The organism is Pseudarthrobacter siccitolerans (assembly GCF_030823375.1).
Lineage (GTDB): Bacteria > Actinomycetota > Actinomycetes > Actinomycetales > Micrococcaceae > Arthrobacter > Arthrobacter siccitolerans_A.
Window position 1 is genome coordinate 2,899,609 of the sequence record NZ_JAUSXB010000001.1, and the last position, 22,884, is coordinate 2,922,492.

Sequence of the window (22,884 nt, forward strand, 5' to 3'; positions counted from 1 at the left end):
TGACACAGGGCAGCGGTGGCTGTGTCAGGCCTCCGGCGGCGGAGCGCAACTGCCGCCAAGGACAAGGTTGCTGCGGAAAACCGCCGTTTGCGGTGGGCGTGAAGGGTCAGCGACCATCTCCAGGAGCACGCGCGCAGCTGTTGCTCCCATCTCAGGGATCGGTTGGCGCATCGCGGTAAGGGGCGGCCTCGTGAAACGTGCGGATTGTGTTCCGTCAAAGCTGACGATTGAGAGGTCTTGTGGGACGCGCAGGCCGAGCTCATCGCAGGCGTGCAGTACCCCGTGCGCCTGCGCGTCGGAGGTGACGAAGACGGCGGTAGGGCGGCCCCCTGGCTCGGTGGCTGCCCTCCCGCCACGCGCCAGCAGGGTATGCGCCGCTTCGGCTCCGCCCCGCGTAGAGAATTCGGCATGAGCCACCAAATGCGCGCCATTAGGAAACCCCATGCGGGCCTGCTGCTCGCTCCAACCGCGCATTCGCTCAGCACTTACGGGTATCGGCCGGGGGCCTGTGATGCATGCAATGACGCTGTGGCCCCAGCTCTGAAGATGCTCGACAGCATATGCCGAATCGAGGACGTTCTCGGAATGGACGCTCGAGACGCGCCTGCTCGTCTCAAGGCGGTCAATAACGACAACAGGCGGAACGTCGTCCTGCGCTTCACTTAGGCTGCGGAGCGCCCTGGACGAAGTGAGAATGATGCCGTCCACCCGGCGGTCGATGAGGGACCGCAGGTGGATGCGCTCGCGCGCCGCGTCGTCGTCAATGATGCCGATCGACAGGAGGTTGCCGGCCTCGAACAGTTTCCGCTCGATCGCGTCTGCCAGCTCCGCGAAGTAAGGATTTACCGGGCTGGGCATGAGCAGGCCGATAGATTTTGTGGATCCTCCACGGAGCGCGGAAGCGATCGCGTTAGGACGATAATCAAGGGCCTCAATGGCCGCCGCTACCCGCGCTCCTGCTTCCCGGGAAACCGGACGGGGACCCTTGTTGATCACGTAGCTGACCACCGAAGGGGAAACTCCCGCCATTCGGGCCACATCTGCCCTTGTAGCCATTTATCCTCCTGCTACCCGTCGCGTTCCTGTCCGGGGGTTCCGCATCAGCTCCGCTGGCTGTACTTAGCGCTCACGGTATCATCACCGCACTCTCTGCCCCGTCTCCGTGGACGCCAAAATGCCCAGTTCTGAACGTGTCGGGTACGAAGATTGGGCACCAAATCTGCCGACGGCAAAACTGCCGGCACGCACCCCGGTCTCAGTCGCCTGCCGAAGAGACAGTCCAGCTGAGAGCTCCGCCGCCAGTGCTCCGACGAAGGCATCTCCGGCGCCAGTTGTATCCATGACCGCTTCCACCTCCGGGGCCGGAACGTGACCGCTGCCAGACGTATCCGCCCAGCAGGCACCGGCCCCTCCCAAGGTGATAACAGCGGAACGAACAGTAGCCAGAAGGATGGTCAACGCCTGTTGTGCTGCGGCAGCTTCCGGAATCTGGAAACCCACCATCGCCTCCGCTTCGGATTGGTTTACGACAAGCGGGTCGCACAGGGACAAAGTCTCTTTCGCCACCGCACGGTAGGGGGCGAGGTTAAGGACAACTCTTGCCCCCACAGCTTCCGCTGCCTGCGCGGCCGCGTCGATAATTTCGCTCTTGACCTCACCTTGGAGTACCACTGCACCGGTGCCATTGGCGCCTCCACCCGCAATGGCACGCTTTACCCGGCCCGGATGGAGTGAAAAGTTCGCCCCGGGAACCACTGTGATGGAATTTTCTCCACTGTCGAACACCGAGACCAGGGCCAAGCCCGTCCGTGCGTGCGAAACGATTTCCACCGCGGTGGTGTCGACTCCTTCGGCGCGGAGCTCTCTTAAGAGGAGGGCGCCGTCATTGTCATCCCCGACGCATCCTACGAATCGGACTTCAGCCCCCATCTTCGCGGCAGCAACTGCCTGGTTGGCACCCTTGCCTCCGGGGTGCTTGATCATGTTTTTGGCCAGTACGGTCTCACCCGGTGCCGGCGGCGCCGCAACCTGAACAATGTAGTCCAGGTTGGCTGAACCGATAACAAGCACCTCTGCGCCTTCTTGCATGACTTACTTCTCCCCGCTGGTCGTTGAGAGACCCCCAAAGAACCGCTGTAGCGTGAACATCAATAAAGCAGGAACCAACGACAGCAGTACGGCACCGGCAAAGTTCTGGCCGAAGTCGGAGGTGTGCTCAGAGAACGTCTTTGCAAGTGCCACTGGCGCGACCTGGAGCCGGGAATCACTGACCACCAAGAGCGGCCAAAGATAGGCGGTCCACTGTCCCAAGAAGATCAACAGCGCGCTATTAGTCAGGGCCGCACCGCTGTTGGGCAAAAAGACCGACCAGAGAATGCGCGGTTCCGATGCCCCGTCCAGTTTCGCGGCCTCGCGCAAGGACTCCGGGATGCCAAGGAAGAACTGCCGAAGATTAAAGATTGCCAGCCCGTTGCCGATACCGGGCAGGATCAACCCGGCCATGGTGTTGGCAAGGTTCCATTCCGTGAACTGTTGTGAAAGCGGAATCGCGATCGCTTCGAACGGGACCATGAAACTGATCACGACGAATGCGAAGATGAACGATCTCCCGGGAAAACGCAGGACAGCCAGAGCGTAGGAGGCAAGAACGCTTACTCCGACACCAAGCACAACCGTTCCGAGGCAGACAGCAGCGGAATTGAGCAGGGCCTGGCCGAATTCACCTCTCAGGAGCTCCGCGTAATTGTTAAGCGAGACTTGGCTCGGCACCAGGATCCGCCAGGAAAGCGGGTAGAGCGAGCCGAAGATTTCCTCACTCGGACGCAGGGAACCGATCAGGATCCAAACGGCAGGCAGGATGAAAATCATGCCGAGTATGACGGCGACGGCAGTCATCCAGGGGTTCTTCCGCTCACTCCGGGTTTTCCGGAGGCCGACAAAGGGACGCCTAGGGGACTGCGCCGTCAGAACCGGAGCCGCTTCCACAGCGTTTGAGTTCATTTCGAGCTCCTAGAGGATGCCTCTTCGCGCAGGAGCCGGAACTGGAGGGCCACGAAGAACAGCATGATGAGTGTAAGGACAATGATTTCGGCGGCCCCGAGGTTGCGGCTGCCGTAACCGTAGCTAGTGCGGTATGCGTCGAACATGAGCAGCGTAGTGCTGCTCTGGGGGCCGCCGCTGGTGAGCAGCTGAACGGGAACAAAGAGAACGAAGTTCGCCGCAGTGTTGGCGACCAGCACGAACAGCAGCGGCCGTTTGAGCAATGGAAGGGTGATCGAGAAGAACGTGCGTATTGGTCCTGCCCTGTCGATGCGCGCCGCTTCATAGTATTGACCCGGGACGGCTTCAAGGCCAGCAATCAGGAAGATCATCCAGTAGCCGATACCGATCCAGGAGGCGACCAGAATGATTGATGCCAGCGCCTGGTCCGGAGAGGTGAAAAAGGGCTGCGGGTTGCCTCCCAAGGCCGAAATAATGGCGTTGATGGGTCCTTCAGGTCGCAGCGCGACGCCCCAGGCGATGCTCGAACCCACGATGGGAATGGTGGCCGGGATAAAGATAAGCGTGCGCCAGAGTCCGCGGAAGGCAATCCGCTGGGTCATCACCACGGCGATGAGCAGTGCGAGTCCCAGCTGCAGCGGATTGATGATGACGTTGAACACCATTGTCCGCACGAAAGTGTCGATAAAAGCCGGATTCGTGAAGAGATCCTGGTAGTTGTCCAAACCGCTGAAGCGCGGCTTTTGCACGCCTCCCGGCAACCCCTTGTAGAGGCTGGAAACAAACGCCCCCACACCGGGGGCCACCCGCATAGCAAAGATGGCGATAAGAGCGGGGGCGAGGAAGATCAGTGCCCACATGGCCTCTGCGCGCTGCCCGTGAAGCCAGCGTCCCCTCGTCCGCATTCCGGGACGGGCGCGGTCCAGCGGCTTCGCGGCGGGACCGCGCCCTTGCTGAGGGCCTATGCTCTGTCCAGTGACCGAGGAGCGGTCCGACATTTTGACCCGGTTCATGGTCGACTTCTCCTATTTGTAGGGTGCCCAGACTTTGTTGAGCTGGCCCGCCGCCGTTTCCAGCGCCGCCTTCGGATCGGAGCCATTCCGGATGTCAGAGAACGCCCGCCCCATGACTTCTTCGAATTCCACGTAGCCGACTGTGGAGAGACGAGTAATACCGGTGTTCGCGGTTTCGTAGTCAATGATCTTCGCGGCCTTCTTGCCCTCTTCTGAAGCGAAAACGCTACGGGCAAAGTACTCGTCCTTGCCTTCCACGTTGGCCGGCAATTCCGGAGTGGGAGCGTTGATGGCGTACCCGCCGCCATTGTCCACAGACATCCACTTCATGAAGATCGCCGCGGCTTCCTTTTTCTGGCTGAAAGGGTTCATCGAAAGCGCCCAGGAGCCCGAAGCCGTTACCGGCTTGCCGTCCTCGAAATATGGGTGCAGCGCTACACCCCAGTTGACATTGGATTTCTGCAAAGCAGGCAGCAGCCAAGGGCCCTGGACCTGGAAAGCCGTTTTACCCGCCAAAAAATCAGGATCACTCTGCTCGGCGCCAACCCCCCTGGGGGAGAGCCCATCCTTGAAGATCGAGCCGTACCATCCCATGGACTTAACCCAGGCTTCAGAGGTGATGTCGGGAGTGAGGTTGCCGTTGCCCGTTGCGCCAGGGGATCCGCCCAAGGACACGGGGAGGGCTTCGAGCTGGTAATACCGGTCCACCTGTCCCAGGACCAGACCGTTCGGAGCACCTGCGTCCACGGCCTTCTTGGCATCGCTGCTCAGCTTCTCCCAAGTGACCCGCTTCTGGGCATCATCCGAGGGGTACGCCACCCCGGCCTTGTCCAGAAGATCTTTGTTGTAAAAGAGCAACTGCGTTGAGTTGGCAATCGGTACTCCCTCCAGCTTGCCTTCGGCGGAGCTTCCTTCGAGGGAAGCCTTGTCCCAGGAGTCCTTGTACGGCTCAAATTGCTTCGTCAGATCGGTGGTGTAACCACGGGCTGTCAAGGCTGCAAGGCGGGGCATGTCGGCCCAGTAGACATCAGGGTTACCGTCTTTTGCGGAAACCCGGGCTTCGAGAACTGAGTTGAGCTGGTCAAAGGGAACGCTTTCGAATTCGACCTTGATGCTGGGGTGTTCCTTATTGAAAGCGTCCAGCACACCCTGCATCCCATTTTTCTCAAGCTGGAGGTGGCTCAGGACTTTGATCGTGGCCGTGGGGTCCTTTTCCGGGATGCTCCACTCCTGGTCAGCCTGGTTCTCGCCTTGGGTGGTGCCGGCAGGTGAACTGCATCCGGCGGTGGCGAGGAGGATGCCCACGCCAAGCAGGGAGCTGGCGAGGCGAATGCGTCGTTGCATGAATAACTCCGTTCGTGACTTCATGTTGTGGATCCGGTATTCGTGCCGGATCAACACTGGAAATTGGGATTAGACAGAGGACAAACGGTCAAGGAAGTGGGAGATGAACGCATCCGCGTCCACATCCACTGCGATCTTGACGTTGGGCTGAGGAGGGTTATCAGTGGTGAGAAAATCTGCCACGGCCACTCCCCGGGCAATGCTCGGCCCGGTGACGACTTCCACGTGGGCGTCCTTCCACGTGAGGAGTTCCGGCCTCGACACCGCGGCCACAGCCAACGGATCATGCATAGCGCAGGACTTTCCGGCGTTTGGATCCCCCGGGTTCTTGACGGCCAGATAGTCAATCCATCCCATGGTGTAGTCGCCGGCGAAAGAACCAAAACGGCTCGCACCCGCCCGCATTTTCTCGGCGTGCTCCCGCGTGAGCTGGACCTTCAGGGTCACATCCAGTCCCACGAGACGGATGGCAGCCCCGGAACGCAACACAGCTTCCGCCGCCTCAGGGTCCATCCAGAAGTTGAACTCGCCCGGCATCCCGGAGACATTGGTGTGCTCGAGGAACACGCCGCCCATGATGACGATCTCTTTGACATTGCGGGCGAAGGCAGGATCAAGATTGATCGCCGCCGCCACGTTCGTCAAAGGACCGATCGCCACCACCGTCAGCTCCCCGGGCGCTTCCGCTGCCTGCTTGGCGAGCTCGGAGGCTGCATACCCCTGGCGCGGCCTGCGGTGGCCAAACTCGGCCCGGACCTTCTCAGGAGCACACCGAAACTTGTCAGGGTACTGAATAGGGGCTGCAGCCCCCTGCACGACCGGAACATGCGGTGCACCCAAACGGTCCAACAGCTCGCCGGTCAGGTACGAGGCGCTCTCCACATCGGCATTTCCATTCACCGTGGTCACCATTTCGACGGTGATATCCGGCTCAGTAAGGGCAAGGGCGAGGGCGAATCCATCGTCGATGTCCGAACCGGGCACCCCCATTGCCATGTCCGTATCAAGAATTATGCGCGTTGGCGCTGTTGGGGAAGCGATCACAGCAAAGAACTCCTTCGTTCAACTCGTGTTGACTTGTGATATTCAACACGAGTTGAACGGCTAATACAAGGGGGTTGCAGGCTGGCAGGGCGTGCTTCATCCCGGACTCAGCGTGGCGCAGGTACTGCTAGGCAGTCTCCCCACTGATTCCGCAGTCGCGGGCAAACTTCGAAGTTTAAAAAGGGGCGCCGTCCAGATCTCCCTTGGACCCAGACGGCGCCTGCCTTACTTACGGGTGTATCAGTTGGCGGTGACCCGGTCTTGCGGGATGCCCGCGTTTTTCTCGTCCAGTTCCTGGGCGGCGGTGATGCGCCGGTCCAGTTTTGCCAGCGTTTCCGGTGCGAGGATGGTCGCGACAACGGTGATGACCCCGATGATGCTGAAGTACAGGATCACCCAGCCCGGCTTGCCGCCGCCGGCAGTGAGCAGGGCCACGGCGACCAGCGGTGCGATGCCGCCTGCCAGGACCGAGCCGAATTGGTAGCCCATGGATGCGCCGCTGTAGCGCAGCTTGGTGGAGAACAGCTCCGCGAAGAAGGCGGCCTGGGGGCCGTACATCGAGTTGTGGAAGACGGCCAGCCCGATAATGATGGCGAGCGTTGCCAGCAGCGCGCTGCCGGTATCCGTCATGACGAAGTAGAGCGGGAAGAACAGGAGTCCGCCGATGGACCCGAACAGGTACAGCGGCTTGCGCCCGATCTTGTCCGAGAGGATGGCCCACAGCGGCACGGCAAAGACGCCGATGGCTGAGGCAATCAGAACGGACATGGTGCCCTGGTTGGCCCGTTCAGCACCGAACGTCTTCATGATGTAGACCACGGAGAAGGTCGTGTACAGGTAGAACGCGGAGTTTTCTGCCAGGCGCATGCCCACCACAAGCCAGATGCCCTTGGTTTCCTTCTTCATGGCCTCGCCGAGGGGCTTTTTCGCGGTCTGGTTCGCCGCCACAAGTTCCTTGAAGTCCTTGGAGTCTTCAAGCTTGTTCCGGACCACCATGCCGGTGACGATCAGGATAACGCTGAGCAGGAACGGAAGGCGCCAGGCCCAGGCGTCGAACTCTGCTGCCGGTACGGCTGCTTTGACGGCAAGGACGCTGGAGTTGGCCAGCAGCATGCCCGCCGGCACGCCCATCTGGGTGAAGCTTCCAAAGAATCCGCTGCGTCCGGCAGGGGCGTGTTCGATGGAAATGACAGCGGCACCAGCCCACTCGGCTCCGGCGCCGAAGCCCTGCAGCAGGCGCAGAACCGTCAGCAGGATCGGAGCCCAGACTCCGATCTGGGCGTAGGTGGGAAGCATTCCCATGGCAAGGGTGGCGAAGCCCATGATGAGCAGGGAGAGCACCAGCATCGGCTTGCGGCCGATTTTGTCACCGAAGTGGCCGGCGAACATGCCGCCGAAGGGGCGGGCAACGAAACCCACCGCATAGGTGACAAACGCCATCAGCAGGCCGGTGGCCGGATCCTGTTCCGGGAAGTACAGGCGGCTGAAGACTCCGGTCGCGGCGAGCAGACCGAAGATGTAGTAGTCGTACCACTCGATGGTGGTGCCGATGAAGCTGGCAGCCGGAACACGCCAGGGCGCCTTCTTCTTGGCTTGGGTGTTGGAGATCGTCATTAATCTTCTCTTTCGGATGGAAGGCAAGGGGAGCGGCAGGGGCTACCAGTCGAGGGCGATGTATTTCGTTTCGGTGAAGTCCAGCAGGCCCTGGTGCGCACCTTCGCGGCCGAGGCCGCTCTGCTTGACGCCGCCGAAAGGTGCTGCGGGGTCAGACACGAGTCCCCGGTTCAGGGCCACCATGCCGCTTTCGACGCGTTCGGAAACCCGGAGGCCGCGGCGAAGGTCCTCGGTGAAGACGTACGCTGCGAGGCCGTACTCTGAGTCGTTGGCGGCGGCGATGACTTCGTCTTCGGTGTCGAAGGGGATGACCGAGGCCACCGGTCCGAAGATTTCCTCGCTGACCATGCGGGCCTGCAGCGGGACGTTGGTGACGACAGTGGGCGGGTAGTAGTACCCGGCGCCGTCGATGGCCTTGCCGCCGGCGAGGAGCCGGGCGCCCTGGCTGACCGCGTCGCGGACCAGGGAGTCGACCTTGCGGACGCTGGGTTCATCCACCAGCGGACCGACCTCAGTGCTGGGATCGGTGCCCGGGCCCACGCGCATCGCGCCCATTCGTTCAGCGAGCCGACGGGCGAACTCGTCGTGAATGCCGCGCTGGACGTAGATCCGGTTCGCCGCGGTGCAGGCCTGGCCGCCATTGCGCATCTTGGCGACCATGGCGCCGTCGAGCGCCAGCTCGAGGTCCGCGTCGTCGAAGACCAGGAACGGGGCGTTGCCGCCGAGTTCCATGGAGCACTTGAGCACGTTGTCCGCTGCCTGCCGGAGCAGGTGGCGTCCAACGCTGGTGGAGCCGGTGAAGGACAGTTTGCGCACCCGGGGGTCAGCGAGGATGGGCGTCATGACCTCGCTGGTTTTGCTCGTGGTGATGATGTTGACCACACCGGCCGGGACACCGGCGTCGATCATCAGCTGGGCGATCGCCAGGGTGGTCAGCGGCGTGAGCGTGGCGGGTTTGAGGACGGCTGTGCAGCCGGCGGCCAGTGCCGGCGCGAGCTTCCGGGTGGCCATGGCTGCCGGGAAGTTCCAGGGGGTGATCAGCACGCAGACGCCGATCGGCATGTGCTGCACCAGGATCCGGTTGGCGCCCGACGGCGAGACGGACACATCGCCGATGATCCGGACCGCTTCCTCGGCGTACCAGCGGAAGAATTCGGCGGCGTAGGCCACCTCTCCGCGGGCGTCGGCCAGGGCTTTGCCGTTTTCGAGTGAAATGAGGTGGGCGAGTTGCTCGCTGCGCTCGGTCATCAGGTCGAAGCAGCGGCGGAGGATTTCGGCGCGGCGCCGGGGCGGCGTCGCGGCCCACTCCGGGAGGGCTGCTGCCGCGGCGTCGACGGCGGCGAGGCCGTCCTCGACGTCGGCGTCGGCGATGTCGGTGATGACGGAAGCGTCGGAGGGATTGATCACTTCGACGGTGCCAGCGTTGCTGGCGTCCTGCCAGTTCCCGGCGACCAGCAGCTGGCGGGGCACCGTCAGGCCGTCGATGTCGAGCGGTTCAGAGGTTGAAAGAAGGGTCATCATTGGTCCTTGTTGCTGATCAGCGGATGGTGCGGTCGCCGGCGTAGGCGGCGTTGACGATGGAGGCTACGGCGTCCAGATCCAGCGGCACCGGGTTGTTGTCGATGAGCCGCTTGGAGTTCAGCGACAGCTTGGCGATCTGGGCGAGGTCGCTTTCCTGCACGCCAAGATCCTTCAGCGTCGGGGGCAGCTCGATCGCGGCGATAACCTCGTCGATTGCCTCGACGCCTGCGACGGCGGCGGCGCGCTCGTCCAACCCGCGGATGTCGCGCCCCAGGGCTTCAGCGATCTGAGCCAGCTGCGGCTGGATTGCCTGGAAGTTGTGGCGGACGACGTAGGGGAGCAGGAGGCCGACGCCCACACCGTGCGGGGTGTGCGTGAGGGCGCCTACCGGGTACTGAATGGCGTGCGCTGCCGCGGTTCCCGCATTGCTGAGGACCATCCCGCCGTACAGCGCCGCGAGCATCATCCCGCCACGGGCCTCGGTGTTCTCCGGGTCCTTGTAGGCGGTAACCAGGCTGCTGCCCACCAGCCCGATGCCGTTCAAGGCAATCGAGTCCGTCAGGATGTTCTTGCCCACGAAGACCCGTTCCGAGGCCAGGGTGGACGTGGGCTCCCGGGTGATGGCAGTGAAGGACTCCACCAGGTGCACGAACGTATCCGCACCGGTTGCGGCCGTCAGGGATGGTGGGCAGGAGTAGGTGAGTTCGGGATCGCACACCGCGGCGAACGGGATGATGTGCGGGCTCGAGATGCCCATCTTCATGCCCAGATCAGGATCTGAGACGACGGCGATTGCGGTCGCTTCGGAGCCTGTGCCCGCCGTGGTGGGCAACGCGATGACCGGCTTGGTGGGGCCTGGAACGGCGAATTCGCCGTAGTAGTCGCTGGGCTTGCCGCCGTGCGTGAGCAGCACCGAGACGACCTTCGCCATGTCCATGCAGCTGCCGCCGCCGAACCCGATGATGACGTCGACCTCCTGGCCCTTGAGCTCCTCGACGCAGGCAAGGATGCCCGGCGTCGGAAGCTCGGCCTGGGTGTCCCCGTAAACCCGTACGGTCAGATTCCGGTCCTCAAGGCTGCGGACAAGGGCGGAAAGTTCCTCTGAGACGGCCAGCCGCGGATCGGTGCAGACGAGGACGTTGGTCCCGAATTCTGCTGCGATATTCGCGACGGCGAAGCGCTGCTGGGCGCCGACGACGACGCTCCGGGGCAGGCGGAGGACGCCGAAAGTTGCGGGACGGATGCCCGCTGCGTGCGCACACGACATTGTGAATAACTCCTAGGGATGGGATGGGCGGCTGCTCGAAAGGTGCCGCAGATCTCAGCATTCCAGAGTCGAGTGATACTCACCATGTGGTTTCAAGCCATAGAAAATCCCTTTGAATGTGGGCCGGTGCCACGTGCTTTGGCGGCTGTGCGCCTGGCAGGTCTGTTGATCAGGAACCGGCGGAGCTGACGCCGGCTGCTTTCATCCGCCATAAGCGCAGCGCCACTTGCACGTCGAGGGACCGGCTACCCCGGCGCCAGGAGGCGCCGACCAGGGCGTCGATACGGTCCAGCCGTTGCCGCAGGGTGTTGGTGTGGATATGGAGAGCGTCAGCCGTTTCCTGGGTGGCGCCGCCATTTTCGTGGAACATCCATGCGGTGAGGACCAGCTGTGTTCCGCGCCGCTCGTCGTAGTTCAGGAGTGGTCCCAGCTGCGCAGTGAGCAGTTGTCCGGCGAAGGGGCTCTCCATCGCTCCGAGCAACATTCCCGCTGTACCGAGGGCGGCGCGGTCCGCTGCCTCGCCGCTGCGCGAGAGAGCCTGCAGTGCGCGGAGGACGGCGTGGGCTTCGGTGTGGGCCGTTGAGAGCCGGGTAAAACCTGTCACCGGTTCTGATGACCCGACGGTGGCAGTGATGCGGCGTCGTTTCAGCTCATCAACGATCGACTGGCCGGCGCGGCCCGCGTCTCCGGCGTCATCGCGGCCACTGTCGTGTCGTTCCACGGGTTCAATAATGCACAGGTGTGATTCATGCAGGGCGATGATCCCCGGGACCGTCTCGCGTTGATGCCTGAGGACGGAGAGTGCCCGTTGGCGCTGGTCGTCAGTGACTCCCACGACACGCACCACGAGCTGAAGGTGATTTGCCAAGCCGAACTGCGCCGCCCTGCGGGTCATCGCCGCAGCGTGTTCAGAACGGGGACTAAGCAGGTCATCAATGAGTTCGAGCTGGAGCCGGTATTGGGCGTCCTGGTAGGTGCGTTCAAACAGCAGCGACACACTGAGCACCAGCGCGCTGCGTTCCAAGACCGCAAGCCGGGCCGCGCTGAGCTTCTCGGCGACGATGAGGGACGCGAGGTGCTGCTCGCCGGCTACGGCGGACATCACTGTGTACTTCTTGTTCTTGACCTCGAACTCTATGGCCGAGCTCTTGGCGGCAGACTCTTCGGCCGCGCTCAGGGCCGCAAAGCTTCCGAAGTCGGGGTTGGCTGCCATGCCTGCCATTGGCTCGCCCATGGGTGAAACCAAAAAAACAGGGGCGCTCAGGGACTCGGTCAACAGGGCGAGCAGGTGTGGCAGGCTGCCGGCTGAGGCCAGGGTCTCCATGAGCCGCCGGTCCAGGGTTGAGAGCTCTTCCAGAGCCCGTACATGGGAGAGGTTCTGCCGCTGGGCCTGGTCCAGCCGCGTCAGCGCATCGGCCATCTCTGTGAAGTAGCGGGCGTTTTCCAGCGCGACGGCCGCGTGTGTACCAATGGATTCCATGAGCGCCACGTCGTCGCTGCTGAAATCGTGCGCATGCCTGTCGGCGACCAGCAGCGCGCCAATGACTTTTCCTTCTGCGCGAAGGGGGACGCCCATGATTGCCCGGACGCCCTCGGCTGCCACAGCAGTGTCGCTCGATTCCAGATGGGACTTGGACTCGTCCAAAAGGTAGTCGGCGCTCTGGGCAGGTGCTTCACCGGTCGCCACGGCGCCGAGCACGCCCTCGCCCAGGGGCATGCGGATGTTGCGGAACAAAGCGGTGGTTGCACCGTCGGTCACCCTGACATAGGACTCGCCCGTGTCATAGTCGTTCAGGCTCAAGTAGGCGACGTCGCTGCCGATCAAAGACCGGGTGCGTCGGACGATGGCCTTAAGCACCGCCTCGACATCACGTATGCCCGTCAAGTCGGTGGCCGTATCGTAGAGGACGCGAAGCAGGCCCTCCCGGCGGCTCGCCTCCCATAACCGGGCGTTGAGGCGGCGTGCGGCCGCCGCGCTGGTCTGGTCGATGACTCCGGCGTCCAGCCAGTCGGAGAGCCTTGTCTCCAGTTCGGCCGCGGAAATACCGCTTTCCAGCATGGCCATTAGCTGGCCGGCCGCCTTCGTATTGCCTGATGGGCCCACCCCGGTGTGCAGGGCAGAACTTTCATTGGCGGCCATGAACCTAATGCTAATCCGGGCGAGGCTGCGTGTGCCCTCGCTTAACGCGGTCCCGGCACTGGCCCCCCGCGAGGGAACGTGCCCCCGCCGGTTACCCCTCCGAGTGCGTCCGCACGTCAGGGCTGACCTCGGCAAGGTGGCCCAGGTTCCTGGACACCGCACGCGCCGTCGCCCGGACCGCCGGGGCCAGCACGTTGGGCGGGGTGGAGCCGTCCGGCACAACGATGGACAGCGCAGCCACCACCGAACCTTGCGCGTCAAAGATGGGCGACGCCACGGACACCGTGCGCGAGGGGGCGGAGCGGCGGATCATCGCGATTCCCGTGCGCCGAACGTCGGAGAGGGTCCGCCGCAGCTGGCCCTCCGGCATGTTCTCCACCCCGGGCTCGTTTTCCGGCGGCTTGCGGAGCGTGGCCTCCTGGAACTGCCGGTCCGCCCCCGCCAGCAGCACCAGCCCGACGGCGGTGGACCGCAGCGGCGCGCGGCCGCCCACCCGGTATGCCACTTCCGTCGCCTCCTTGGAGGACAGCCGCTCGATCAGCACCGCCTCCTCGTTGTCCCGGACGGCCAGCAGGACGTGGTGCCGGGTCACCTCAAACAGGTCTTCAAGATAGGGCAGCGCAATCTCCCTCACCCCGTGGCCGCGCGGCGAAAGGGACGCGACCTCCCACAGGCGGACCCCCACAACGTACCTGCCGTCGTCGAGCCGCTCCAAGGCACCCCACGCGACCAGCCGGGCGATCAGGCGCAGCGCGGTAGGGGCAGGCATGCCGGCATGGCGGGCCAGCTCCGAGAGGGTCAGGGCCCGACGGCGGTCGGAAAAGACCGCGAGCAGGCTCAGCGCCCGATCGATCACCGGTTCGCCCTGCTTGGGCCGCTTCCCGCGGGTGGGGTTCGTGTCAGTGTCCGGGGGGACAGTCATGGCCGGAGGTTCCTTGCGCCGATGGAAAGTTCAGACCACAGTCCGTGAGCTACCCCACAATACTATTCCAACCAATGAAAGAAGGCTGTGGGTGGTTGCCTGCGGGAAACGAAGCTGGAACCCCAGCTGTCCCACGTTCAGGAGCCTCCTGCATGACCTCCACCAGTCTCGACGCCGGCGTCGAGGAAACCCTCCTTGCCCCGGGCGCGCCCACCCGGCTTCGCGTGGAGCACCTCCGCGAGGCGATGGGCATCACCAACACGAGACCGCGCTTCAGCTGGGCGTTGCCGACGGGAACCGGACCCGCCGCGACAACAGCCCAGACCGCCTACCAGATCACGGCGAGCAATGGCTGGGACACCGGCCGGGTAGGGTTCGGCCAACACAACCTGGTCCCGTACTCAGGCCCCGCCCTTGAATCGCGCAGCCGGTTTGAGTGGCGAGTGCGGACATGGACCACGGACGCCAGCGGCGCCGAGACGGAAAGCCCCTGGTCCGAGCCGATGCCGGTCGAGCTCGGGCTGCTGCACGCCTCCGACTGGATCGCGGAGTGGATCGGCCCGGAGGAACCCGTTGTCGCTGCCCCCGGAGAGCGCCCCGGCTTTGCCCTCCGCAAGACTTTTACCCTGGACGCCGCGCCCGCCTTCGCCCGCGCGTACGCCACGGCTCACGGCATCTATGAGCTGTTCCTCAACGGCCAGCAGGTAGGCGACCAGCAGCTCACCCCCGGCTCCACCAGCTACAACACCACCCTGCAGGTGCAGGCCTACGACGTCACCGCGCTGCTGCGCCCCGGCACCAACACCATCCGCGCCATCCTCACGGACGGCTGGTACCGCGGAACCTTCGGATTCACGCGCGACGCCGACATGTACGGCACGCACACCGCTTTCCTTGCGCAGCTGGAGATGCTGTCCGGCGGCCGCACGAGGATGATCGGCACGGACCGCTCGTGGCTGGTGTCAGAAACGGAGATCCTCAGCGCCGACCTGATGGCCGGACAGCGGGTGGACTTCAGGATTCCGCAGGATTCAGTCAGGGGAGAGGTGGCAACCGCGGCGCGGGCCGCCGTCACGCAGGGCTACGAAACCCTCACCGGCCCGGTGGCACCGCCCACCAGGATCGTGGAGGAACTTGCACCAGTAGCCGTAACCCGCCTCGTGAGTGGTCACCAGGTGGTGGACTTCGGCCAGAACATCCACGGCTGGGTCCGCCTCACCAGGCTTGGGGCGCCGGGGGAGACTGTCACGCTCGTGCATGGCGAGGCGCTGGACGGCAACGGCGACGTGACCCAGGATCACCTGCGCCCGCTCGACTTCCGCAACCCCGGGCAGTTCCTGGCCGCCGGGCAAGTCGATGAGGTGACGGGATCGGGCGCCCCGGGAGAAGTATTCGAACCGCGGCATACCACCCATGGCTTCCAGTACCTGTCCATTCGGGGCCTTACCGCGGACCTGGCCCCGGAGGACATTACCGCCTGCCTGGTCCAGACGGATCTTGAACCCCTCGGCAGCTTCACCTGCAGCGATGAGCGCCTGAACAAGCTCCACGAGATAGTGCAGTGGAGCTTCCGGGACAACGCCTGCGAGGTGCCCACCGACTGCCCGCAGCGGGAAAAAGCCGGCTGGACGGGGGATTGGCAGCTGTTTATTCCTACGGCGGCATATCTTTACGACGTCGCCGGCTTTTCACGGAAATGGCTGAACGACGTCCGCGCCGACCAGTGGGAGAACGGCGTCATTGCCAACATCTCGCCCTCGCCCGGTCCTGACACCACTTCTGCCGACTTTATGGCCTTCGTCAACGGCTCGGCCGGCTGGGGCGACGCCATCGTGATGGTGCCGTGGGAGCTGTACCTGGCCACGGGCGACGCCGGAATCCTCGCGGAGAACTGGGAGGCGATGAAGCGGTGGGCGGGCTTTGTCCGGACCGCCGCCGAATCCAACCGGCACGCGGATCGCGCGGCGGCCAGCCCAACACCGGCACCCCACGAACAGTACCTCTGGGACACCGGCTTCCACTGGGGCGAATGGATGGAACCTGACGGTCCGGAACCGGACTTGTTCGCCGCCCGCTCCGCCGATCACGGCATCGTGGCCACCGCCTACTACCGAAACTCCACCGCCCTGCTGGCTAAGGTCGCGCAGGTCATTGGCCGCGCGGAGGAAGCCGCCGCGCTCGCCGAACTTTCCGAAAACATCCGCCGGGCCTGGGAGACGGAATACCTGGACTCCTCCGGGCACGTCACCCAACCCAGCCAGGCCAATTGCGTCCGCGCGCTCGCCTTTGATCTTGTCAGCCCGGCGCGGCGCGGCACTGTCACGGCCCAGGTGGTCTCGCTGATCAGGGCCGCCGGCACCCACGTGGGGACGGGCTTCCTGGCCACGCCCTACCTGCTGCCGGTCCTTGCCGACAACGGTGAACTGGGCCTCGCCTACGAGCTGCTGATGCAGGACTCGGAGCCCTCCTGGCTGGCGATGGTGGACCGCGGCGCCACCACCATGTGGGAGCTGTGGAACGGCATCGACGCCGACGGCAACCCGCACCAGTCCCTGAACCACTACAGCAAAGGCGCCGTGGCGTCCTTCCTCCACCGCTACACCGCAGGCCTGCGGCAGGCTTCCGGCAGCGCCGGCTACGAACGGATCATGATCGAGCCGCGTCCCGGCGCCGGCCTGACCTCAGCGGCCACCTCGCATCAAGGCCCCCATGGCCTGATTGAGGTCGAATGGATAACGGCCAACGGCGGGCTGCAGCTGCGTGCCACCGTCCCGGCCGGGACCACTGCCGAAGTCCACCTGCCCGGCCAGCCGCCCGCCGCCGTCGGACCTGGAAAGCATCACTTCGTCGCCCCCGCCCCTCGCGGGACAACCAAAAACCCCCAGCTTGTAAGGAGCGCGCCATGAGTGTCAACGAAGCCACCGAGGTCTACGAAACAGGATCCTTTGATACGGCCCGGCCCGGCGGTGTGGACGTTCCCCCTTTCCCCGTCTTTGACGCCCCGGGCATCCCTGAAAACATCTCGGACGTTTCCGCAGTGCACCGCGAAGTCACCTACGCGCGCGCCCTCGGGTTCCGGCCGCTCAAGATGGACATCTGGCTGCCGCGCCAGGCCACCGCACCGGTGCCACTGGTGGTGTGGGTCCACGGCGGAGCTTTCCAGCTGGGCGACCGCCGCGAGCTGCCGCCCACCTTCGCGCCCAATTCCGTATTCCGCCTCCTCAACGAGGCCGGGATTGCCTGCGCCACCGCTGATTACCGGCATTGCCTGGAGGCGCCGTTCCCGGCGCAGCTGCACGACCTGAAGGCGGCAGTCCGCTACCTCCGGGAATTCGCGGAAGGCCTCGGCGTCGACCCGGAGCGGTTCGGGGCCTGGGGCGAATCCGCGGGCGGCCACCTGGTGGCACTGCTGGGATTGACCGGCGGCCGGGAGGACCTGCACGGCGGGTTGGGTGCGCAGGCGCACTCCAGCGGCATCAGCGCCGTCGTCGACTTCTACGGAGTCTCCTCACTGGTGGATATCCCGCCCATGAATACTCCGGACGGACTGTTGCCGCCAGCATTGACCGCCGCTGTTCCGGCCGGAATGTCCCTGCAGCCCGAGTACATGCTCGTGGGCGGCTCCGACGACCCCGCGCTACTGGCCGCCGCCAGCCCGGTCAGCTACGTCACCGCCGACGCAGCGCCCTTCCTGCTGATCCATGGCGACAGTGACGGCCTGGTGCCGCACTCCCAGACCGACCTGCTGGCCGCGGCGCTCGCCACAGCAGGCGTGGAACATGAAGTGGTCACCATCAAAGGCGGGGACCACTGCTTCTTTGGTGCGGAGGACCAGCTGGATGCCATCCTTGCCGCCGCCGTCCGGTTCTTCTCCGAGAAGCTGGGCCGGCCGTGACAGCGCCGCAGCAGGAGACCTCTGCTCCTGCCGACGACGGGTCGCTCGCTCCCGACGCCGGTTTCGCCCAGTACCTGGCGGCGCCGGAAGGCCCGGAAACCCTGCCGGGCCAGGCCGGCCCCGACGTTCCCATCCGCACCGTCACCGCGGATGGCCGGCGCGGCCCGGTGACCATCCGTATCTACGGGGAAACACCGCGGACAGCCGGAGCCGGGCTGGTGTGGCTCCACGGCGGAGGCTTCGTCAGCGGCGGGCTGGACATGCCCGAATCCGACTACCTGGGCCGGGTGCTGGCCTCGTCCGGAACGCCGGTACTGTCGGTGGATTACCGTCTGGCGCGCGACGGCGTGCACTTCCCCGTGCCCCACGAGGACGCTTTGGCTGCCTGGTTCTGGATCCGCAGGAACGCCGCGGAGCTTGGGCTGGATCCGGAACTGTTGTGCCTGGGCGGAGCGGGCGCCGGCGGAAACCTCGCCGTGGGCGCCGCGCTGTACCTGACGGACGCCGGAAAACCGCTCCCCGCGAAGCTCCTCCTGGCCTATCCCTTCCTTCACGCCGAGTTGCCGCCACCTGCGGGCGGACTGGACGAGGACGTGATGGCGACTCTCCCCAGGCACCTTCGCTTCACCCTTGAGGACTGCGTGCGGAATGCGGAGAACTACGTGGGCGGGCCAGTGAGCATGGCGTCCTCGTACGCTATGCCGGGCTACGCCGATCCTTCCGGACTGCCGCCGACCGCAATCGTCGCATGCGAGTACGACGACGTCCGCGGCTCCTCCGAGCTCTTCGCCGCCAACCTTCAACGTGCCGGTGTTCCGGTGTCCTTCTTCCTGGCCCGCGGCGCCGTCCACGGGCACCTCAACCATGCGGCGGGCAGCCCCGAGGCGCAGCCCGTCCTGGACTTCCTGGCGCAGGAACTGGCTTCGGCAAAGGCGGTGTGAGCACCAGGTCTTTCGCGCTTAAACACGTGCCCCGCAGGCCTGGCTTAATTCAGCGGTTTGCCAGCCCGGTGGCCTGCGGAGCGCCGTCCGAGTGATGGTGGATGGACCAAATCTGGCCCATCTCCTCCGTGGACTGTTCCACGATTCTGCTCATCGCGGCATGCGCAGCGCCGGACTCCCCGCGCTGGACGGCGCTCGCCACGTCCACATGCAGCTGCAGGGCCTCATGATGCGGCAGATGCGGCATCAGGCCGTGCTCTGTCCTTCCGGTGAGGACCTCGGCCACCAGGTTCTGGAGTTGGGAAAACATGGCATTGCCGGAGGCTTTGAGCACGGCTGCATGGAACTCCACGTCGAGCTGGAGGAACTCATCCTGATCGCCCCGCTGGCCGGCTGCCCATAACCGTGCTGCGAGGGAGACGAGTTCGCTGCCGGCATCCCAGGATGCCCGTTCGGCGGCAAGGCGGGCAGCTTGCGGTTCTATCGCGCCGCGCAGTTCATTGAGCGACTGCAGTTGCTCCAGCCGGCGCGAAGACGCCAGCCGCCAGCGGATCACCTCCGGGTCGTAGAGGTTCCAGAATTCTTCAGGTTGCACCACTGTGCCGAAGCGCCGGCGGGATGCGAGCATTCCTTTGGACGAGAGCACGCGCGCGGCCTCCCGGACCACCGAACGGGATACGCCGTGCTGCTCCTCCAGCTCATCCAGCCTCAGAAGTGAGTGCGCTGCCAGCTGCCCGTCGGCGATCGCGAGCCCGAGACGCTGCACCAGTGACGCATGCAGGTCAATCGGAGACTCCGCCTTTGGGGTTTTCATGGCTAAATCATACGGGTAGGGGCTGGGGGGTTGTCTAAATCTGCCTTATTTATCTATGCTGGCTCTCAAAGCAGATGTAACGATGCATCTGTAGGAGGCTGGACAGTGGCGTCAGCCCTCACAAGCAAGGGAGTCGTAATGAAGCGACGTGCAGTAATGAAGTACGCGGCAGTTGCCGCCGCACTTTCGCTCGGGCTGACCGCCTGCAGCGGCGGTGGTGGCAGCAATGACGCCAAGGAATCCGGAACCGTCCGGGTTACCTTGGCCAACCACGTCTGGACTGAAGGCATCAAGGCAGCCATTCCGGAATTCGAGAAGTCCAGCGGGCTCAAGGTTGAACTGACCCAGCTGGGCGAAGACCAGCTCTCAGACCAGTACAACGTCAAGCTCAACGCCGGCAGCGATGAGATCGACGTCATGATGTACCGCCCGCTGCAGGAAGGCAAGGCGTTCGCCAAGAACGGCTACCTCGCCGACCTCACGTCCAAGGTTTCGGCGGACTCCGCCTGGGACTGGAAGGACTACCAGGAGGGCCCCGTTAAGGCCACCACCGCTGACGGCAAGGTGGTCGGTGTCCCGATCATCACCGAACGCGAAGTCCTCTACTACCGCAAGGACCTGCTGCAGGCAGCCGGTCTTCAGGTCCCTAAGACCATGGAAGAGCTTGAAGCTGCCGCGAAGGCCATCAAAGCCTCCAACCCGGACATCGCCGGCTTCGTGGCCCGCACCGGCAAGTCCACGGCCGTCACCCAGTTCTCCAGCTTCCTGTACAGCTTCGGCGGGGACTTCACCGATTCCAGCGGCAAGTCGGCCGTCAACACCGCCGAAGCCAAGAAGGCCTATGCCTACTACGGGGGCCTGATCAAGAACTACGGCCCCGCCAATGTCAGCACAGACATGAGCTGGCCCGAGGCCATGGCCATCTTCACCCAGGGCAAGGCCGCCTTCTACACGGAGGCAGACTCGCTGTACAAAAATGCCACTGATCCCGCAAAGTCCAAGGTGGCGGACACCGTTGGATTCGCACCCCTGCCCGCGGGCCCCGCAGGTTCCAAGCCCTACAACATCCCCTCCTGGGGCCTGGCCGTGAACGAGGCCTCCAGCAACCAGGACAACGCCTGGAAGTTCATCCAGTGGGCCACGAGCAAGGAACGTACGCTGGCTGCACAGAAGGCCGGTGTCCCCGGACCCCGCTCATCTGTCTGGTCCAACGCCGAGGGAACTTCCACCTACCCCAAGGACCTCGCAGATGCCATCGCCGTCAGTGCAAAGAACGGCATCGGCCATGACCGTCCCCAGGTTGTCACCGTAGGCAAGGCCCGGGAAATTGTAGGCGAGCCGATCGTTGCAAGCATCACCGGCGCCGACGCCTCCGCGGCGGCCGACTCGGCCCACGATGCATTCCAGAAATTCCTGGACAGCGAAAAGAAGTAACGCCCCCGGCGCTTGCGCGCCATGTGCACCACAGCCCGGCGGGACGGCAGCCCCTTTGCCGTCCCGCCGCGGACCGCTCCCCCAACTCCTTAGGTGAACCATGTCCGTAACGAACGCTCCCCGCAGCGCTCCCGCCCGCAGCGCCGGCCGCCCTCCCAGCCTTGGGGGGAACGTCTCCGCCTGGTCCAATCGGCACCGTAAATGGCTTTTTGCGGCGCCCGCGATGATCTTCGTCGGCGTCCTGATTGTTTTCCCGCTGGTGTGGACCCTGTACTTGAGCCTCACCGATTCGCAGGGTTCCGTCCGGGCCGCCACAGAGTTCATCGGCTTCCAGAACTACATGACTGTTCTGGCTGACACCCAGCGCTTCTGGCCGGCGGTGGGACGTACGCTGACGTTCACCGGTGTTGCGCTGGCCTGCGAGGTGGTGCTCGGCATGGGCATCGCACTGCTCCTTTGGCGTCCTTTCCGCGGTGAAAAGTGGGTCCGTGTGGCGATCCTGCTTCCGCTGGTGGCCACTCCGGTTGCCGTGGGCATGATGTGGCGCCTGATCTTCGATCCGAACATCGGCTTCGCCAACCAGTTGCTGGGCATGGTGGGCATCCCGCCGCAGCCTTGGCTTTCAGGCCAGGACACTGCGCTCGGAACCACCATCTTTATGGACGTCTGGCAGTGGACCCCCATGGTGGTACTGATCCTTCTGGCCGGCCTGACATCCCTCTCCGATGAGCCTGACGAAGCTGCCCGGGTGGACGGCGCCAACGCCTTCCAGCGCTTTTTCTACATCACGCTGCCCCTCATGATGCCCACTGTGATTGTCGCCATCCTGCTCCGCGGCATCGACGCCCTGAAGACCTTCGACATCCTGTACGCCACCAAGGGCAAAGGTGGCGGGTCCTTCAACGAAGTGGAAACCCTGAACGTCTATGCCTACGGCCTGAGTTTCGATTACAACCAGTACGGGCTGTCGTCCGCCGTTTTGATCCTGTTCTTCATGATCATCATCGGCTCAATGTGGCTTCTGACCATGCGCAAGAAAGCGGTAAGCAAATGACCGTCCTGACCCCAAGCAACACGTCCGACGGAAAGCTCCAGGTGCTGCGCCGCCGTCGGAAGCCCTTGTCCACAAGGCTCTACAAGACTTTCCGCGTGGTGGCCCTCATTGCCGTGGTGCTGTTCCTCATCGCCCCGTTGTTCTGGATGTTCCTTGCCTCCCTCAAGACCAACGTGGATATCTACGACACCGGCAAGGCACTGTTCTTCACGCCCACCGGTGAGAACTACGCCAACGTGCTCCAGCGGAACAACTACTTTGTCTTCATCTTCAACAGCTTCTGGGTGGCCTTCGTCTCCACTGCGCTGTCGATCGTGCTTGGAGTTCCCGCCGCTTACGCGATGAGCCGCTTCACCATGCACCGCTCCGCCCTCGTGGTCCTGATGGCCCGCGTGATCCCTGGTGTGTCCTTGCTGGTGCCGTGGTACTACGTGTTCTCCAACCTGCGGATGGTGGGACGTTTCGAGGTGCTGATCCTCAGCCACATGTTCGTTGCGCTGCCGCTGATCGTCTACATCATGATGAGCTACTTCGATTCCCTGCCGCTGGAACTGGAGGAATCAGCCCAGGTGGACGGGCTCACCCCGATCGGCGCCTTCCGCCTCATCACGCTGCCGCTGGCCGTATCCGGAATCGCCACCGCCGGCATCCTGTCCTTCATCTTTTCGTGGAACAACTTCATGTTTGCCCTGGTGCTTTCCGGCTCCAGCACCAAGACCCTGCCTGTTGCCATCTTCGACTTTGTCTCCTACGCCAGCATCGACTGGGGCGGCCTGATGGCGGCGGCCACTGTGGTCACCATCCCGATCATGATCATTGCGCTCTTCACGCAGAAGTACATCGTGTCCGGCCTCACCGCCGGCGCCACCAAGGGCTAGGCA

At 64.1% G+C, this 22,884-nt stretch carries 18 protein-coding genes; 6 read left to right on the forward strand and 12 right to left on the reverse strand.

Annotated features, from left to right (window positions below):
* Nucleotides 1-24 precede the first annotated feature (24 nt).
* From QFZ36_RS13500 to QFZ36_RS13550, 11 genes are all read right to left on the reverse strand, one after another.
* Nucleotides 25-1,056 (reverse strand): LacI family DNA-binding transcriptional regulator, encoded by a 1,032-nt coding sequence (locus tag QFZ36_RS13500; RefSeq protein WP_306637275.1) that lies wholly within the window; start codon nt 1,054-1,056, stop codon nt 25-27.
* 81 nt (nt 1,057-1,137) lie between these two features.
* Entirely contained in the window at nt 1,138-2,088 is a 951-nt protein-coding gene (locus QFZ36_RS13505) for a ribokinase (protein ID WP_306637278.1), read from the reverse strand.
* A gap of 3 nt (nt 2,089-2,091) precedes the next feature.
* Nucleotides 2,092-2,895, reverse strand: a complete 804-nt coding sequence (locus QFZ36_RS13510) for a carbohydrate ABC transporter permease (protein WP_306637281.1) — start codon at nt 2,893-2,895, stop codon at nt 2,092-2,094.
* 101 nt (nt 2,896-2,996) lie between these two features.
* A complete protein-coding gene (locus QFZ36_RS13515) occupies nt 2,997-4,013 on the reverse strand; it encodes a carbohydrate ABC transporter permease (RefSeq protein ID WP_306637283.1) in 1,017 nt (338 codons plus the stop codon).
* Between the two features lie 12 nt (nt 4,014-4,025).
* Nucleotides 4,026-5,357 carry an ABC transporter substrate-binding protein gene (locus QFZ36_RS13520; protein ID WP_306637285.1) on the reverse strand — a complete coding sequence of 444 codons (1,332 nt, stop codon included), beginning with the start codon at nt 5,355-5,357 and terminating at the stop codon, nt 4,026-4,028.
* Nucleotides 5,358-5,426: 69 nt separating this feature from the next.
* Complete coding sequence (locus QFZ36_RS13525) at nt 5,427-6,401, reverse strand: nucleoside hydrolase (protein WP_306637288.1); 975 nt, start codon at nt 6,399-6,401, stop codon at nt 5,427-5,429.
* Between the two features lie 240 nt (nt 6,402-6,641).
* Nucleotides 6,642-8,015, reverse strand: a complete 1,374-nt coding sequence (locus tag QFZ36_RS13530) for an MFS transporter (protein WP_306637291.1) — start codon at nt 8,013-8,015, stop codon at nt 6,642-6,644.
* 42 nt (nt 8,016-8,057) lie between these two features.
* Nucleotides 8,058-9,533 (reverse strand): NAD-dependent succinate-semialdehyde dehydrogenase, encoded by a 1,476-nt coding sequence (locus QFZ36_RS13535; protein ID WP_306637293.1) that lies wholly within the window; start codon nt 9,531-9,533, stop codon nt 8,058-8,060.
* Nucleotides 9,534-9,552: 19 nt separating this feature from the next.
* Nucleotides 9,553-10,803, reverse strand: a complete 1,251-nt coding sequence (locus QFZ36_RS13540) for an iron-containing alcohol dehydrogenase (protein ID WP_306637295.1) — start codon at nt 10,801-10,803, stop codon at nt 9,553-9,555.
* A 169-nt stretch (nt 10,804-10,972) separates the two neighbouring features.
* Nucleotides 10,973-12,943, reverse strand: a complete 1,971-nt coding sequence (locus QFZ36_RS13545) for a helix-turn-helix domain-containing protein (protein ID WP_306637301.1) — start codon at nt 12,941-12,943, stop codon at nt 10,973-10,975.
* 91 nt (nt 12,944-13,034) lie between these two features.
* Nucleotides 13,035-13,865, reverse strand: a complete 831-nt coding sequence (locus QFZ36_RS13550; protein WP_306637304.1) for an IclR family transcriptional regulator — start codon at nt 13,863-13,865, stop codon at nt 13,035-13,037.
* A gap of 152 nt (nt 13,866-14,017) precedes the next feature.
* Between QFZ36_RS13550 and QFZ36_RS13555 the strand changes: the two genes are divergently transcribed.
* The 3 genes from QFZ36_RS13555 to QFZ36_RS13565 are packed head-to-tail and all read left to right on the forward strand — an operon-like array spanning nt 14,018 to nt 18,701.
* Nucleotides 14,018-16,771 (forward strand): alpha-L-rhamnosidase, encoded by a 2,754-nt coding sequence (locus QFZ36_RS13555; RefSeq protein ID WP_306637305.1) that lies wholly within the window; start codon nt 14,018-14,020, stop codon nt 16,769-16,771.
* On the forward strand, nt 16,768-17,760 hold the full coding sequence (locus tag QFZ36_RS13560; RefSeq protein WP_306637307.1) for an alpha/beta hydrolase: 993 nt from the start codon (nt 16,768-16,770) through the stop codon (nt 17,758-17,760). Before QFZ36_RS13555 ends, QFZ36_RS13560 begins: the two co-directional genes overlap by 4 nt.
* Complete coding sequence (locus tag QFZ36_RS13565) at nt 17,757-18,701, forward strand: alpha/beta hydrolase (protein ID WP_306637309.1); 945 nt, start codon at nt 17,757-17,759, stop codon at nt 18,699-18,701. Before QFZ36_RS13560 ends, QFZ36_RS13565 begins: the two co-directional genes overlap by 4 nt.
* Before the next feature lie 49 nt (nt 18,702-18,750).
* On the opposite strand, the gene QFZ36_RS13570 is transcribed toward QFZ36_RS13565, so the two are convergent.
* Complete coding sequence (locus QFZ36_RS13570; protein ID WP_306637311.1) at nt 18,751-19,515, reverse strand: FadR/GntR family transcriptional regulator; 765 nt, start codon at nt 19,513-19,515, stop codon at nt 18,751-18,753.
* A gap of 138 nt (nt 19,516-19,653) precedes the next feature.
* On the opposite strand from QFZ36_RS13570, the gene QFZ36_RS13575 reads away from it, so the two are divergent.
* The 3 genes from QFZ36_RS13575 to QFZ36_RS13585 all read left to right on the forward strand — a co-directional run bounded on the left by QFZ36_RS13575 (nt 19,654) and on the right by QFZ36_RS13585 (nt 22,881).
* On the forward strand, nt 19,654-20,949 hold the full coding sequence (locus tag QFZ36_RS13575) for an ABC transporter substrate-binding protein (protein WP_306637314.1): 1,296 nt from the start codon (nt 19,654-19,656) through the stop codon (nt 20,947-20,949).
* A gap of 100 nt (nt 20,950-21,049) precedes the next feature.
* Complete coding sequence (locus QFZ36_RS13580) at nt 21,050-22,003, forward strand: carbohydrate ABC transporter permease (protein WP_306637315.1); 954 nt, start codon at nt 21,050-21,052, stop codon at nt 22,001-22,003.
* On the forward strand, nt 22,000-22,881 hold the full coding sequence (locus QFZ36_RS13585) for a carbohydrate ABC transporter permease (RefSeq protein ID WP_306637317.1): 882 nt from the start codon (nt 22,000-22,002) through the stop codon (nt 22,879-22,881). Before QFZ36_RS13580 ends, QFZ36_RS13585 begins: the two co-directional genes overlap by 4 nt.
* Nucleotides 22,882-22,884 lie beyond the last annotated feature (3 nt).